This window comes from Cupriavidus sp. SZY C1, assembly GCF_032190535.1.
GTDB lineage: Bacteria > Pseudomonadota > Gammaproteobacteria > Burkholderiales > Burkholderiaceae > Cupriavidus > Cupriavidus pauculus_C.
Genome location: NZ_JAUANU010000011.1, coordinates 133,340 through 148,743, shown reverse-complemented (window position 1 = coordinate 148,743; position 15,404 = coordinate 133,340). Strand labels below are relative to the sequence as shown.

The 15,404-nt window shown below is 70.0% G+C and carries 14 protein-coding genes and 1 pseudogene; 2 read left to right on the top strand and 13 right to left on the bottom strand.

The window, feature by feature from the left end; all coding sequences use genetic code 11:
* Position 1 precedes the first annotated feature (1 nt).
* From QTN24_RS17845 to QTN24_RS17825, 5 genes are read right to left on the bottom strand one after another with little or no spacing between them, the layout of a single operon-like run.
* On the bottom strand, positions 2-1,033 hold the full coding sequence (locus QTN24_RS17845; RefSeq protein WP_313838714.1) for a DUF2955 domain-containing protein: 1,032 nt from the start codon (positions 1,031-1,033) through the stop codon (positions 2-4).
* Positions 1,023-2,168, bottom strand: a complete 1,146-nt coding sequence (locus QTN24_RS17840) for an HlyD family secretion protein (protein ID WP_313838713.1) — start codon at positions 2,166-2,168, stop codon at positions 1,023-1,025. The genes QTN24_RS17845 and QTN24_RS17840 overlap by 11 nt, the downstream gene beginning before the upstream one ends.
* Positions 2,165-3,667 carry an efflux transporter outer membrane subunit gene (locus tag QTN24_RS17835; protein WP_124686057.1) on the bottom strand — a complete coding sequence of 501 codons (1,503 nt, stop codon included), beginning with the start codon at positions 3,665-3,667 and terminating at the stop codon, positions 2,165-2,167. The genes QTN24_RS17840 and QTN24_RS17835 overlap by 4 nt, the downstream gene beginning before the upstream one ends.
* Positions 3,668-3,669: 2 nt before the next feature.
* Entirely contained in the window at positions 3,670-4,788 is a 1,119-nt protein-coding gene (locus tag QTN24_RS17830; protein WP_313838712.1) for an AI-2E family transporter, read from the bottom strand.
* A gap of 38 nt (positions 4,789-4,826) precedes the next feature.
* Entirely contained in the window at positions 4,827-5,099 is a 273-nt protein-coding gene (locus QTN24_RS17825) for a hypothetical protein (RefSeq protein ID WP_313838711.1), read from the bottom strand.
* A gap of 171 nt (positions 5,100-5,270) precedes the next feature.
* On the opposite strand from QTN24_RS17825, the gene ppk2 reads away from it, so the two are divergent.
* Positions 5,271-6,089, top strand: a complete 819-nt coding sequence (gene ppk2, locus QTN24_RS17820; protein ID WP_124686054.1) for a polyphosphate kinase 2 — start codon at positions 5,271-5,273, stop codon at positions 6,087-6,089.
* Between the two features lie 28 nt (positions 6,090-6,117).
* On the opposite strand, the gene QTN24_RS17815 is transcribed toward ppk2, so the two are convergent.
* The 8 genes and pseudogenes from QTN24_RS17815 to QTN24_RS24950 all read right to left on the bottom strand — a co-directional run.
* On the bottom strand, positions 6,118-6,507 hold the full coding sequence (locus QTN24_RS17815) for a hypothetical protein (RefSeq protein WP_253700185.1): 390 nt from the start codon (positions 6,505-6,507) through the stop codon (positions 6,118-6,120).
* Positions 6,508-6,536: 29 nt separating this feature from the next.
* The gene (locus QTN24_RS17810; protein ID WP_124686052.1) at positions 6,537-7,016 is read right to left on the bottom strand and encodes a glycine zipper domain-containing protein; all 480 of its coding nucleotides are present in this window, start codon (positions 7,014-7,016) and stop codon (positions 6,537-6,539) included.
* A 44-nt stretch (positions 7,017-7,060) separates the two neighbouring features.
* On the bottom strand, positions 7,061-10,222 hold the full coding sequence (locus QTN24_RS17805; RefSeq protein ID WP_313838709.1) for a multidrug efflux RND transporter permease subunit: 3,162 nt from the start codon (positions 10,220-10,222) through the stop codon (positions 7,061-7,063).
* Positions 10,219-11,463, bottom strand: a complete 1,245-nt coding sequence (locus tag QTN24_RS17800; RefSeq protein ID WP_313838707.1) for an efflux RND transporter periplasmic adaptor subunit — start codon at positions 11,461-11,463, stop codon at positions 10,219-10,221. Before QTN24_RS17800 ends, QTN24_RS17805 begins: the two co-directional genes overlap by 4 nt.
* A 31-nt stretch (positions 11,464-11,494) precedes the next feature.
* Complete coding sequence (locus QTN24_RS17795) at positions 11,495-11,737, bottom strand: RNA recognition motif domain-containing protein (RefSeq protein ID WP_409559044.1); 243 nt, start codon at positions 11,735-11,737, stop codon at positions 11,495-11,497.
* 109 nt (positions 11,738-11,846) lie between these two features.
* Entirely contained in the window at positions 11,847-12,218 is a 372-nt protein-coding gene (locus QTN24_RS17790; RefSeq protein WP_124686048.1) for a response regulator transcription factor, read from the bottom strand.
* A gap of 95 nt (positions 12,219-12,313) precedes the next feature.
* Positions 12,314-12,823, bottom strand: a complete 510-nt coding sequence (locus tag QTN24_RS17785) for a LuxR C-terminal-related transcriptional regulator (protein WP_313838704.1) — start codon at positions 12,821-12,823, stop codon at positions 12,314-12,316.
* Positions 12,824-13,232: 409 nt separating this feature from the next.
* Positions 13,233-14,000, bottom strand: a pseudogene (locus QTN24_RS24950) (DUF3300 domain-containing protein); the annotation flags it as partial.
* Positions 14,001-14,253: 253 nt separating this feature from the next.
* Between QTN24_RS24950 and QTN24_RS17775 the strand changes: the two are divergent.
* On the top strand, positions 14,254-15,246 hold the full coding sequence (locus QTN24_RS17775; RefSeq protein WP_313838703.1) for a hypothetical protein: 993 nt from the start codon (positions 14,254-14,256) through the stop codon (positions 15,244-15,246).
* The last annotated feature ends 158 nt before the right edge of the window (positions 15,247-15,404 follow it).

Sequence of the window (15,404 nt, the reverse complement as noted above, 5' to 3'; positions counted from 1 at the left end):
CTTATGCGGCGGCCACGGCGCGCGGGCGGTCCAGCAGCGCCAGCATCAGCCAGGCATAGAGCGACACGGCCACGAACAGGCCCATGCGCACCATGAACGCCTGGTAGACGTCCTTGCCCGCCGCGCTGTCGGCCACGGACTGGCCGAGCAGGATGATCATCGTCACGAGGCTGTTGAGCCAGAATCCCGGCGACAGCGCCGTGGGCGCCACGCGGAACAACCGGCGCGCCACCAGCAGCGCAAACAGCGCCATCCACAGGAAGAACATCCACAGATGGACGAAGAGCCCCAGCGCCAGCCAGCACGCGATGGCCAGCAGCCCGCCCATCAGCGTGGAGCCCACCAGTTCCAGCGCCGCGCCGCGCGCCGTGGTGCAGCTCTGCCGGCCCAGGCTGACAGCCTTCATGATGATCGGCAGATAGGCGGCCGGGTCTGACAGCGCCAGCAGGAACGGCGGCATCACCACCAGCGTGGCGCGCCAGGCGATACGGTCCGCGTCCGGCACGGCGCGCGGCGGCGGGCGCGGGGCCGGCGCGCCATGCTCGGGCACCAGCGCATGGCAGGCGCCCAGCGCCAGCACCGCCGCAGTGAGCCCCTGTGTCAGCGCGCCGATCACCGTCAGCGCCAGCGCGCCGCTGGCCGTGCCGGCCGCCGCAATCAGCGTGACCCCGGCCACGACGAACGTCGACACCAGCCCGTTGCCGCCGCGCAGGCCATAGCGGAACGCCAGGAACAGGCACAGGGCCGCCATCAGCACGCCGGCGGCCGGCGCATGGCGCAGGAACGGCACCAGCAGCAGCCCGCTGCCGGTGGCCAGCATCACCACCAGCGCCAGCCCCAGCCCGGCCTTGAGCGGCAGCGGCCGGTCCAGCGCGGCAAAGACGAACACGGCCAGCACCGGCGCCATGACGGGCACCGGCCATTGCAGGCCGAAGCTGACGGCCAGGCAGCCCGCCGTGCCCAGCGCCAGCCGCAGCGCGCGGCGGGCCATGGCGGCGCGCAGGGCCGGCGCGGCGGCGGCGTCAGTAGACATAGGACATCCAGCTCATCACGCGCAGAAACGCGCGGCCCAGCAGGTTCAGCGGGTTGCCATCGCGCGGAAACGCCATCACCTCGGCCTGCCCGCCCACGCGGATGCCGCGCAGCGTATCGAGCTGGCCGGGATCGATGTCGACGATGACCGGAAAGCGCTGCGCAGGCCGCAGCCAGTCGCGGCTGTTCTGCACGGTGGGCAACCCGCCCGGCGGCGCGGGCTGGCCGGCGCTGATGCCGTAGCCGATGCTGCGCACCTTGCCGCTCAGCACACGGCCGGGCAGCGCGTCCAGCACGATGCCGACCGGCGTGCCGGGCGCCAGGTGGCCAAGGTTGTTCTCGGTCATGTCGGCGCTGATCCACACGTCGTGGATGGCGATCAGCGTCATGACCGGGCTGCCGGCCGCCGCGTACAGGCCGGCCTCGGTGCGCAGGTCGGTGACCAGCCCGGCCGTGCGCGCGCGCACCTGCGCGTTGGCCATGTCGAGCTCGGCTTTTTCCACGGCCGCCGCGGCGCTGCGCAGCTTGGCGTTGTCGTCGTCGCCGCCGCCCTGCTGCTCGCGCGCGCGTTCCACCTCGGCACGCGCCGCCGCCACCTGGCTCACGGCCTGCGTATGCGTGGCGCGCGCCACCTCCAGCCGCCGCACCGACACCGTGCCGGGGTCCTCGCGATACAGCCGCTCCAGCCGCTCGCTGTCCTGCCGCGCCTTGAGCTCGTTGGCCTGCGCCGCGCGCAGCGACGCCCGCGCCGCATCGATGCCGGCCGTGTTGGCGCCAATCTGCCGCCGCGTCGATTCCAGGTCCGCGCGGGCGCGGTCCAGCGCGATCCGGTAGTGCTGCGGATCGACGTCGAACAGCACCGTGCCGGCCGCCACGTTCTGGTTGTTGCGCACGTACACGCGCGTGACGCGGCCCGATACCTCGGACGCCACCGGAATCACGAACGCCTGCACGCGCGCCTGCTGGGTATAGGGCGTCAGCCGGTCGGCCAGCAGGTACCACGCCAGGGTCAGCACGATCAGCGCGACGATCCCGCGCACGGCCTTGCGCGATGGATCGCGCGGCGGGGGCGGCGGGGCGTCCTGAGTGGGGGCTGCCTGCGGCGGCGCGGCGGCGGGATCGGCGCGATCGTTCATGGCGGCGACGGCACCTCGTCCAGCAGGTTGCCCCAGTTGGTGCGCTGGCGCATCTGTGCGCGCGTGCCGGCATCCACCAGCGGCACCGGCGTGTCCCAGCCGCCGCCCAGCGACTTGTACAGCGCGATCAGGTAGTTCACGGCGTTGCCGCGATTGACCAGGTAGCCATCCTGCTGCGCGAACAGCGCGCGCTGCGCGTCCAGCACGCGCTGGAAGTCCGAATAGCCCTCGCGGAACACGGTGTTGGCCAGCGACAGCGAGCGCTCGGCCGATACCGCCGCCTCGCCCAGTATCCGCTCGCGCTGCAGCGCCCGGATCAGCCCGCTGGCCGCGTCGTCGGCCTCGCGCGCCGCCTGGCGCACGGCGGCCTGGTAGTCGACGATCAACTGCTGCAGCCGCGCGTCCTGCACGCGCACGTTGTTGACGATGCGGCCGTAGTCGAAGATGTTCCAGCGCACGCTGGGGCCGCCCACCAGCAGCAGGCCGTTCTGCGTGCCGGGCAGCGACGTGGCCGACCAGCCGATGCTGCCGATCAGCGACACCGACGGATACAGGTCGGCCCGCGCCACGCCAATCTGGGCCGACTGCGCGGCCACGCGCCATTCGGCGGCGCGGATGTCGGGCCGGCGCAGCAGCAGGCTGGCCGGCACGTCCTGCAGCACCGCGCGGTCGATCAGCGGCAGCACGCCCTCGCGCGCGCCGGCATCGGCCAGTTCCGGCATGGGCCCCGGCGGACGGCCCAGCAGCACGCCAAGCGCGTTGCGGGCCTGCGCAATCTGGTTCTCGAACTCCGGAATGCTGCTCAGCGTGCCCAGGTACTGCGTGCGGGCCTGCTGGAAATCGAGCTCGTCGCTCTCGCCGCCCTTGAACAGCCGCTCGGTGATCTCGAAGCTGCGGTGCTGCAGCCGTGCGTTGTCCCGCGCGATGCGCAGCCGCGCCTCCGCCGTGCGCAGCGCAAAGTAGGTGTTGGCCACCTGCGCGTGCAGCAGCACCAGCACCGCCTCGCGGTTGGCCTGGGCCGCGAAGTACGCGGCGTCCGCCGACTCGATGGCCCGCGCAAAGCGGCCCCAGAAGTCGAGTTCCCAGCCGATGTCGACGCCCGCGCTGTACTCCCAGAGCCGGCTGGTCTGCGCCGTGGGCCCCGACTGGCGGCTGTTCACGTACAGCGCGGCGGCGCTGGCCTGCTGCATCTGCGGATAGCGGCCCGCCAGCGCCATGCCCAGCTGGGCGCGCGCCTCCATCACGCGCAGCCCGGCCACCTTGACGTCGGCGTTGCCGGCATCGGCCTCGGCCATCAGCGCCTCCAGCACCGGGTCGCCGAACACCTGCCACCACTGCCGCAGGTCCGGCTCGGCCTGCTGCGTGCTGACCTGCTCGATGGCGTCGCTGCGCCAGCCGGCGCTCCACGCCTCGGGCTGTGGCTGGAAGTCCGGGCCCACGCGGGCGCAGGCACCCAGCAACGCGGCGGTTGCCAGCCAGGCGCCGGCACGCGCGGCCACGGCTAGCCTCCGGTGATGTCGGCGTTGCTGCGCGGCTCCACTTCGATGCGCGGCGGCGGCTCGTCCACCCACTGCCAGAACAACTGGTAGCCCACCGCCAGCACGATGGGCCCGATGAACAGCCCGATCACGCCGCCCGTGACCATGCCGCCCAGCGCGCCCACCAGGATCACCGGCATCGGCACATCCACGCCCCGGCCCAGCATCAGCGGCTTGAGCACGTTGTCGGCCAGCCCGGCGATGAACACGTAGATGGCAAAGACGATATTGGTGGCGCTGGCGCCTTCGGACGCAAAAACCAGCAGGATCACCGGAATCGTGATCAGCGTGGCCGGCAACTGCATGATGCCCAGCAGCAGCACCGCCAGCGCCAGCAGCCCCGCGCCGGGCACGCCCTTGAGCACGAACGCCACGCCAATCAGCAGCATCTGGATAAACGCGATGCCCACCACGCCCTGCGCCACGGCCCGGATCGTGGCCGTGCAGAGCGCCGTGAGGCGCGGGCCCCGTTCCGGCCCCGTGATGCGCGTCGCGATGCGCACGGCGCTGCGCGTGCCCTGCTCGCCGTAGGCCATGATGATGCCGGCGATGATCAGCGCGCCCACAAAGACCAGCAGCCCCACGCCCACGCCGCCGATGGCGCCCAGCACCGTCAGGCTGGCCGCCTTGATCTGCGGGCCGAGCCTTTCCATCAGGCTGGCCGCGTCGGTGGCGGCCATGGCCCAGGCGTCGTGCAGCCGGCGCCCCACCAGCGGCCAGCCGGCCAGCGCCTCCGGGGGCGGGGGGATATGGAATTCGCCGCGCCGGGCAATCGCCATCGCCTGCTCCATCGATTCGATCAGCGCCGTACCCAGCAGGTAGGTGGGCACCAGCACGATGGCGATGACCAGCACGATGATCAGCGTGGCGGTGCGGCCATCGCCGGCAAACACCCGGCCGCGCAGCCGCACCTGCAGCGGATAGAGCGTGATGGCCAGGATCACGGACCAGACCAGCAGGTTCATGAACGGCCGGAAGATCTGGAAGCAGAACGTGGCCAGCAGCGCCACGAGGCCGAACCGGATCAGCGAATCGATCAGCGTGCGCGACACGGTCGCGGTGGAATACGGCGCTTGCAGCATCGTATGACTCCGTTGTCCGCCCGGCATGCGGCCGGGCTTCACACCTGCTGGCGGCGGCGCGCAACCCACACCAGCACCGCCCCGGCGGCAAACAGCAGCAGGCAGCCCAGCAGCCAGTCGCGGGCCAGCACGTTCACCAGGTAGCGCGGCGGGTCGCCGCCGGTGCGGAACAACTGCACCTCCAGGCCGTGCAGCGCAAACCGGAACAGGTTCAGCTTGTCGGGCGTCTGGCCGCTCGGATCGCTCCAGAAGATGCCGATCACGGCCAGCCACATCGCTCCCACCATCAACAGGAATCCGCTCTTGCGCATGCCGGCCACCCTGGAAAATAAGGCGCTGAAGGCAAGCGTCCGCCAATCGCCGGGGCAATGCAATTGGTCCTTGGGCCAAGCATTGGACCAAGGTCCATTGCCAAAGCGCAGCGCAGTGTCCAGATTGGTACGGCATTGCAAAGTCCGTGCATCGCACGCGGGGGATCAGCCATGGCAAAACGGAAGGGGGGCGCCGCGGACGCTGCCGGCGACGGCAACGCGCTCGGCCGCAAGGAATACGAGGCGGCGCTGGCCGACCTGCACGTGGAACTGGTGCACCTGCAGGACTGGGTCAAGGCCACCGGCGCCAAGATCTGCATCGTCTTCGAGGGGCGCGACGGCGCCGGCAAGGGCGGCACCATCAAGGCGCTGACCGAGCGCGTCAGCCCGCGCGTGTTCCGCGTGGTGGCGCTGCCCGCGCCCACCGAGCGCGAGAAGAGCCAGATGTACATGCAGCGCTACATCCCCTACCTGCCGGCCGCCGGCGAGGTGGTGATCTTCGACCGCAGCTGGTACAACCGCGCCGGCGTGGAACGGGTGATGGGCTTTGCCGACGACAGCCAGGTGGACATCTTCCTGCGCGCGGTGCCGCTGATCGAGCGCGCCATCGTCGGCTCCAACGTCCGGCTGCTGAAATACTGGCTGGAAGTCAGCCCCGAGGAACAGACGCGCCGGCTGGAGCAGCGCATCAAGGACGGCCGCAAGACCTGGAAGCTGACCGACATGGACCTGAAGTCGTACAGCCGCTGGTACGACTACTCGCGCGCCCGCGACGCGATGTTCGAGGCGTCTGACACCGAGTTCGCGCCCTGGCACGTGGTGCGCTCGGACAACAAGCGCCGCGCCCGGCTCAACATCATCCGCCACCTGCTGGACACCGTGCCCTACGAGCGCATCGCGCGCAAGAAGATCACGCTGCCGGCGCGGCAGAAGGCCGGCGGCTACCGGGCGCCCGACTACCCCTACCGCTACATCCCCGAGCGCTTCTAGCGGCCGGGCTGGCGGCCGACGCCAGCCCCTAGTCCTTCAGCAGCGTCTTCTTCCATTCGCCGTCCGGCTGCTGGCAGTACCAGCCCGTCCAGCGTTCGGGCTGGCGGCCCGGCTGGCGCAGCTCGCTGCGCACCTTGCGGCAGCGCTGGCCGTTCTCGGTGCGGGTCGTGAGCGGCGTGAACGTGCCATCGGTGGGCTTGCCCTTGGCGTTCGGCGCCAGGTGGAACGGCACGCTCTTGCCATCGTCGGACTCGGACAGCGTCTTGCCGAACGCCGTGGTCAGCTCGGCGGTCTGGTCCTTGTTCAGCGTGCCGATGATCGTGCCGCTCAGGAAGTGGTCGTAATAGGCCCGCGCCGGCCAGGCCGCGGCAAGCAGTACGGCCAGGGCCAGCGCCTGGCGTCGCGGAATCGGTTTCAAGGCTGTCTCCATGCGGATGCCGGTGCCGGTCACTGGATGGTGTAGCCGCGCCCCTGCATGCAGGCGGAATAGGCGCGGTAGTAGGTGCTCATGGCGCCGGACTGCTGTTGCTGGGCGTTGGCCTGCGCATTGCGCTGGTTCTGGCGCGCGCGATGGCCGCCCGCCATCGTGCCGACCGCCGCGCCGGCCGCGGCGCCCTTGCCCGCGTCGCCGGCAATGCCGCCGATGACCGCGCCGCCCAGCGCCCCGCGCGCGGCACCGCCCACGCGCTCGCCGCCGCCGACGGCCGGGCCACCCTGCTGGGGCGGCGGCGCGGCGGCCACCGCGGCCGGGTCGATGCCGGTGTTGGACTTGGCCCACGAATAGCAGTAGCCGTCGTCCTGTTGCTGCTGCGCCTGGCTCTGGCCCTTGGCCGGATAGGCGATGGGCTTTTGCGCCAGCGCCGGCACGCTCAGCGCGGCGCCCAGCCCCGCACACAGCAGCGCCACGGAAATCTTCGATCTGGACATGGTTCGCTCCTTCTCGGGGCCGGCAGCGCTCGGCGCCGGCCGGTTCACAGGGTGCCTCCGGTGGGCTCGGCCGGGCCGGCGTCGCGGGCGGCCTGCCGCGCCAGCTTCTTCTTGCTCTCGCGCTCCAGCCCCCAGAAGAACATCGGGATGAAGAAGATGGCGATGATCGTGGCGCCGAGCATGCCGCCGATCACACCGGTACCCAGTGACTGGCGGCTGGCGGCCGACGCGCCGCTGGCGATGGCCAGCGGGATGCAGCCCAGGATGAACGCCAGCGACGTCATGATGATCGGCCGCAGCCGCAGCTTGGAGGCCTTGACCGCCGCGTCGTACGCGCTCAGCCCTTCCTTGACGCGCATCTCCACCGCGAACTCGAAGATCAGGATCGCGTTCTTGGCCGCCAGCGCGATCAGCACCGTCAGGCCGATCTGGAAGTACACGTCGTTCTCCATGCCGCGCAGCAGGATGCCCACCAGCGCGCCGAACAGCGCGAACGGCACGGCCAGCAGCACGCCCAGCGGCAGCGACCACTTCTCGTACTGCGCCGCCAGGATCAGGAACACCATCAGCAGCGCGAACGCGAACACCATGGCGGCCGTGGAGCCGGCCTTCTTTTCCTCGTACGCCTGCCCGCTCCACGCGTAGCTGTAGCCCTCGCCCAGCACCTCGGCGGCAATCTCCTCCATGGCCTGCAGCGCCTGGCCCGAGCTGTAGCCGGGCGCGGCATCGCCGGTGATCTTGGCGGCCGGGAAGTTGTTGAAGCGGGTGACCAGGTCCGCGCCGGCCACCCAGCGCACGGTCGTGACGGCCTTGATCGGCACCATCTCGTTGCGGGCGTTGCGCACGTAGACCTTGTCCAGGTCCTCGGGCCGCGACCGGTACTCGGGCTCGGCCTGCAGGATCACCTGGAACAGGCGGCTGTTCTTCGGAAACTGGCTCACGTACAGCGAGCCGAACATCGTCTGCAGCGCCGAGTACACCTGCTCCACGGGCACGCCCTGCGTCTCGGCGCGCTCGCGGTCCAGGTCCACCAGCAGCTGGCGCGACCGCGTGTTGATCGTCGTGCTCACGCCGCGCAGCTCCGGCCGCTGCCGCGCCTTGGCAATGAACGCGCGCGTGCGTTCCTCCAGTTGCTGGTAGGTGCCGTCGCCGGTGCTTTGCAGCCAGAACTCGAAGCCGCCCGTGGTGCCCAGCCCCGGGATCGACGGCGGGTTGACCGGTATCACCAGCCCGTCGCGGTAGGTGGAAAACTCCTGCGTGGCCTGCGCGATCAGGTCCGCCGCGCTCTCGCCCTTGCCGCGCTCGTGAAAGCCCTTCAGCGTGATGAACAGCGTGCCGGCGTTGGACTTGTTCTGCGAATCGATCAGGCTGTAGCCGTCCGGCACGGCCACCGATTTCACCGCCGGCTGCTTCTCGAACCACTCCGCCGCGCGCCGGGACAGGGCGCCGGTGCGATCCAGGCTGGCCGCGTCGGGCAGGATCACGGCGCCCAGCAGGTAGCCCTGGTCCTCCACGGGCAGGAACGACGACGGAATGCGTACGAACATCAGCACGGCCGCCACGACCAGCGCCACCACGATGGCCAGCGAGATCACCGTGCGCCGGATCACGGTCTGCACCGCCGAGCCGTAGCCTTCCACCACGCGGTCGAAGCTGCGGTTGAACCAGCGGAAGAAGCGGTTCTTCTCGTGCGTGCCGGGCTTGAGCAGGATAGCCGCCAGCGCGGGCGACAGCGTCAGCGCCACCACCCCGGACAACAGCACCGACACCGCCAGCGTGATGGCGAACTGCTTGTAGAGCTGGCCCGTGATGCCGGACAGGAACGCCACCGGGATGAACACGGCCAGCAGCACCAGCACGATGGCGATCACCGGCCCGCCCACCTCGTCCATGGCGGCCTTGGCGGCCTCCTTGGGCGGCATGTGGAACTCCATCATGTTGCGCTCGACGTTCTCGATCACGACGATGGCGTCGTCCACCACGATGCCGATGGCCAGCACCATCCCGAACAGCGTGAGCATGTTCACCGAGAAGCCGAACGCGGCCATGGCCGTGAACGTGCCGATGATCGACACCGGCACGGCCAGGATCGGCACCAGCGTGGCGCGGAAGCTCTGCAGGAACAGGTAGACGACCAGGATCACCAGAATCACCGCGTCGCGCAGCGTATGCACCACCTCGTTGATCGACTCGTGCACGAACTCGGTGGTGTCCAGTGCGATCTCGTATTCCAGCCCCGGCGGGAACGTCTTCTTGGCCGCCTCCAGCGTCTTGCGCACCTCGCCGGCCACGGCCAGCGCGTTGGCGCCGGGCTGCTGGTACACGGCCAGCAGCGTGGCCGTCTTGCCCTGGTAGCGGCTGCGCAGCGAGTAGTCCTTCGATCCAAGCTCGGCCCGGCCGATGTCCTTGAGCCGCACCAGCGCCGCGTCGCCGGAGGCCGCGCGCAGGATGATGTTCTCGAACTCCTGCGGCTCGGTCATGCGTCCCTTGGTGGCCACCGGGAACGTCTGCTTGACCGGCTCCGACGTGGGCGACTGGCCGATCCGCCCCGCCGAGAACTGCTCGTTCTGGTTGGCCACGGCGTTCTTGACGTCCTCGGCCGTGATGCCAAGCTGGGCCATGCGGTCTGGCTTGAGCCAGATCCGCATGGCGTAGTCCGGCGTGCCGAAGATCGACGACTGGTTGGCGCCCGGAATGCGCTTGAGCGCGTCCAGGATGTAGATGCTCGTGTAGTTGTCGACGAAGGTCTGCGGGTAGCTGTTGTCCGGCGAATACACGGCGATCACCATCATGAACGCCTGCGAGCGCTTTTCCACGGTCACGCCCTGGCGCGTCACGGCGTCCGGCAGCGTCGGCAGCGCCAGGTTCACGCGGTTCTGCACGTCCACCTGCGCCAGCGACGGGTCGGTGCCGATCTCGAAGAACGTGGTCAGCGTCATGTTGCCCGTGGACGAGCTGGTGGACGACATGTACAGCATGTTGTCCGCGCCGTTCACCTGCTGCTCGATCGGCGCGGCCACGTTCTGGGCCACCACCTCCGAGCTGGCGCCGGGGTACGTGGTCGACACCGTGATGCTGGGCGGCGTGATCTCGGGAAACTGGGCAATCGGCAGGTTGAACAGCGCCACCATGCCGCCCACCACGATGATGATGGACAGCACCGACGCAAAGATCGGGCGGTCGATGAAGAAGTGGGACAGCTTCATGACGCGGCACCCTTCGCCGGCTGGGCCCCGGCCGGGGCTGTCGGGGCGGCGGCGGGCGGACCGGGTGGCGCGGCGGGCGGCCGCGCCCCGTCGGTGGCCTGCGGAGCCGCCGCCACGGGCTTGACCGGCGCGCCGGGCGCCAGCCGCACCGAACCGTCGACGATGACCGTGTCGCCTTCGCGCAGGCCCGAGCGGATCACCCAGTTGCCGTGCGACCACTCGCCCACGTCCACCACGCGCGACTCGGCCTTGTTGTCCTTGCCCACCAGCCATACCGACTGCCCGCGCTGGCCCTGCACCACGGCCTCCTGCGGCACGGTGATGGCCCGCGTGCGCAGCGCGCCCATCACGCGCACGCGCACGAACTGTCCGGGCCGCAGCATGCCCTGGCCGTTCGGCATCTCGGCGCGGATCAGGTAGGTGCCGGTCTCGGAATTGAACGACGCATCGGCAAACGCGATATGCCCACGCCTGGGATAGACGCTGCCGTCGGCCAGCACGATCTCCACCTCCATCGCGCCCCGGTCGGGCAGCTTCAGCGTGCCGGCCGCCGACTGCGACTGGAAGCCCAGCACCTCGTTTTCCGACAGACTGAAGTTGATCCAGATCGGATCGAGCTTGGCCACGTAGGTCAGCAGGCTGTTCGAGGCGTCGATGTACGAGCCCACCTGCTTCTTGGCGTAGCTCGACAGGCCGTCCACCGGCGACATGATCGTGGTGTAGCCCAGGTTCAGCTTGGCATTGGTGACATTGGCCTTGGCGGCCTCGACGGCGGCGGCCGCCGCCTGCTCCTGGCCGGTGGCGTCGTCCAGGTCCTTCTGGCTCAACGCGTTGCGCGCCGCCAGCGGACGCACCCGGGCCAGGTTGGCGCGCGCGGTGGTAAGCCGCGCCTGCTGCTGGGCCAGTTCGGCCTGCGCGGCCTCCAGCGCCGCCTTGAACGGCTTCTGGTCCATCCGGAACATGACCTGCCCGGCCTTGACCAGCGCGCCCTCGGTGTACAGCCGCTGTTCCAGGAAGCCGTTGACGCGCGCGCGGATTTCCACCTGCTGCGAGCTTTGCGTCTCGCCGACGTACTCGTACGTGAGCGGCACGTCGCGCAGCGTCACCTTGACGACGCCCACCTCGGTCACGGGCGGCGCGGCCGGGGCCTTGGCCTCGTGGCGGTTGCAGGCGGCCATGGCCAGTCCGGCCGCCGCCAGCCAGACCCCCAGGCCGCGCATGGATTGCAGACCGCTTGCCATCGTCGTCCCTCCCCGCGCGCGGCCCGCGCGACTAGTTGAAGCGTTCCCGCAGCAGCAGCGCGTTGAGCTTGTGGCCGTTCCAGAACACGCCGTGGATGCGCGGCACGAAGTGCTGCAGGGCCGCCATGTCCACCGTGTTGAACGTCAGCGTCATGCCCGGCCGCGTGCCGTCGCCCTCTTGCCGCTCGATCGCGTCGAACGGCGGAAAGCCATAGCGTTCGAGGAATTCGCGCACCTGTTCCTCGGTGGTGTCGGGATGGAGGTTGGAAAGCATCAGTATCGCCATTTGCCAGTCCCCCTGGTTGGCCTGCGGGCCGCGTCCTGACAAGAGTGCGCCCGCCGCCGGCTGCTTGGCAATTGGACCAAGGACCAAAGGCATGGGGCTACAGCATCACGCTGCGCACCAGCCGGATCAGCTGGTTGGCGTCGAACGGCTTGCGCAGGTAGCCCACGGCGCCGGCCGCCAGCGCGCGGTCGCGCACCTCGGGCAGTTCGTGGGCGGTGATGAAGATCAGCGGCAGGCCCAGGCCGGCCAGCTGCTGCTGCACTTCCAGCCCGTCCACGCCCGGCATGCAGACGTCCAGGATCACGCAGCTCGGGCGGTACGCGGCCGGGCCGTGCATCCGGGCCAGGAAGGCGTCGCCGCTGGCAAAGGTGTCCGCCGCGATGCCGGCCGCGTGCAACAGCCGCGCCGTGGAGCGCGCCACGGACGCATCGTCGTCGACAACCGCCACGAATTTTCCGGTAGGACCCATGTGCGAGCGGCGCAGCCGATGGTAAGCATGTATCTGCCTAGGCTACGAGACCCGCGCGGCGCGCGATATTGGCCCATGGTCCAGCCGCGGCGCGCTCAGGCGGCCGTGTCGGCCACCATGCCCATGCGGTCGGCAATGCGGACCAGCGCGGGCAGCGAATCGACCTCCAGCTTCTGCATCACATGGGCGCGATGCACCTTGATGGTCTTCTCCACCGTGCCCAGCCGGTTGGCCACCTGCTTGTTGCGGAACCCGGTGACGATCCACGCCAGCACCTCGCGCTCGCGCGGCGTCAGGCGATCCACCTTCTTGCGCAGCTCGCGCAACTCGCGCGCCTGCGTGAACTGGCGCGCCGCGCATTCGCAGCCGCGCGCCACCGACGCCAGCAGTTGCACGTCGGACACCGGCTTCTGCAGGAAGTCGATGGCGCCGGCCTGCATCGTCAGCACCGCGCTGGCCACGTCGGCGTGGCCGGTCAGGATGATGACCGGGATGCGGCTGCACAGCGCCTGCTGCAGGTCGATGCCGCTGATGTCGGGCAACTGCAGGTCCAGCAGCGCGCAGCCCGGCGTGCTGTCCAGGTCTGCCGCCGCCTCGGTCGCCACCGCCGCCACCCCGGTCCGCCGTGGACAACCGATCACCTCCGGCCCCCTGCCCGCGATTTGCCGAGCGATCCCCGGCCCCCCCGGCGCGATCCCCCGAGCGATCCCCGGCGCGATCCCCGGCACGGTCGCCCGCCCGGTCGCCGGCACGGTCGCCGGCCCGATCCCCGCCCCGGTCCGCCATGCGGTCGCCGGCGCGATCCTGCCCGCGATTGCCCGCCCGGTCGCCCCGTTCACCGGCCCCCTCGCGCCCCCGGAAGTCGTTGCGCCGATCCGCGCCGCCCACATTGTTGCCAAATTTCTCGCGCGTGGCGTTGTCGCGGTAGGCCACGCCCTTGCGGTGGCTGGAATCGTGCTTCCACTTGTTGCCGCCCTCCACCTTGGTCCGGTCGAAGTTGCGGTCGATGTTGGTGGCGCGGTTCACGTCGATGTTCACGTCCCCGCCGCCCCAGTTGCAGTTGCCGAAGATGGCTCCGGCGGCTGCCAGCCCCACGCCCCAGGCAAACCCGGTCATCAGCGCGGCGCCCGGGTAGTAGGCCGGATACGGCGGCCAGTAGTACGGCGGGTAGCTCGGGTACCCCCAGCTGCCGTAGACCACGGTCGGGTTGTAGGCCGGCACGTAGATGACCTGCGGATTGGCCGGCTCGATGACGATGGTCTGCGGCGTGGCCGCGCCCTGGGGTGCCTGCTGCACCACCACGTTCTGCTGCTCGTTCGACTTGAGGTTGCCCGACTGCTGCGCCTTGGCGCGCAGCCGCTGGACGGCCGCCAGCACGTCCTTTTCCTGCGCCAGGAAGGCGTCGCCAAGCTTCTGCGTCCAGTCGAGCTTGTCGTTCAGCGGCTCCAGCACCTGCGGAAACGCCACCAGCGACTTCACGCTGACATCCCACGGCTGGTCCTGCACGGCCTTGACCGCCGCGTCGCCCTTGAGGCTGGCGTTGGCCTTCTGCCAGCGGGCGGCCTGCACGATTTCCAGCGGGTAGGTCGACGCCATCAGCACCTGGGACAGCACCGAATCGGGATAGAGCGCGATGGGCGCCACCAGCGCCTCCAGCTCTTCGGGCTTGAAGGTCGGCGCCTGGGCCGACCGGGGCGCCTGGGCCGACTGCGCCGCTTGCGGCGATTGGGCCAGGGCAGCCGGCGCCACGGCGCTGCCCAGCCCCAGCAGGCACGCCAGCATCCACCGGCCGATGCCACGCCCGCCTCGCATGGGTGGCATACGTCGCATATCCTCAGTACGTCGCACGCTGCCCAACGTCATGGCACCCCCCTCCCAAATGATGCCGCCTGCTCCCGTTCCAGCTTTCAGCACAACATATAGATGGCGCGCCGCGGCGCGGCAATGGAACCTTGGTCCAATACGCAGGCGCGGCCAGCCGGGTTACGCTGGCCCCCATCGCCGAACCCCGCCGGGCGCCGCCCCGGCCAACCGCATGGGCCGCCTGCCGTTACCAGCAACCGGTGTCGTCCGTCGGGGGTGCCTGGCCGCACTGCTGCCCTGGCTGCTGCTGGGCGGCCTGCCCGCGCACGCCCAGCCCGCCCAGGACCTGCGGGTGGCCTTTGGCCCCGGCGTGCAGCGCCAGGCCAACGCGGTGCTGACGCTGATGAGCTTTTCCGTCGTGCCGGACCTGGCGTCCAGTTCGCTGTCGATCACCGACTCGCAGACCGCCAACCCGGGCATGGTCATGTCCCAGCTGGGCGGGGGGTTCACGCTCAGCAAGTCGGTGCCGGTGTACATGGAGGGGTCCATCGCCTACAGCCGCTACGACCCCACGTTCGTGGCATCGAACGGCACGGAATCGCGCGAGCTGCCCACGCGCTGGAACACCGTGGCCGGCACCATCGGCATCGGCTGGGACTTTCCGCTGACGGCCAGCAAGGAACTGGTGTTCCGGCCGATCTTCAACGCGTCGCTGGGCAATGTGTCCAGCGACCTGCGGCTGGCACAGGGCTTTGTCGACCGCAAGACAGACCGCGACATCAACTTCCTGGACGGCGGATCGCTGAACGCGTACGGGCTGGGCGGATCGGTGATGATCGACTGGGAACACTACCGGCCCGAGCACGACATCGACCTGGAACTGCGCTACACCAATATCCACCTGCGCAGCTTCGGCGGGTCGTCTGAGGCCGTGCAGGGGTCGGCCAATGCCCAGACCGCCAGCCTGTACGCGCGCTGGCGCGCCCCCACCGGCTGGCACGCGCTGGACCGGCCCGTGCGCTATGTGCTGGAACTGTCGCATTCCCACTACCTCGGGGCGCAGGCCGGCGCGCTGGGCTTCGACTACCTGACCACGCTGGGGATGGGGCTCGAACTGGACACCAGCGCGCATGAAGTGTTCGTCACCCGGGTGCGCGCCGTGGTGCGCTACGTGTTCGGCAACAACGTGTCGGGCATCTCGCTGGGGCTGGCGGCCAGCTTCTAGGCGCCTCGGATCGGGCGCCGGAGCCTGCCTTCCCCATCCTCGGAAACATCCGAAATTCCCCGCAATCCCCCCCACTTCGCAGTTCCCTGAATTCTTTCCCCGCAGGCCGACTTCGATTGACCGGGCCGGTGCCGATGCCTTACGGTTGCCCCCGTTGT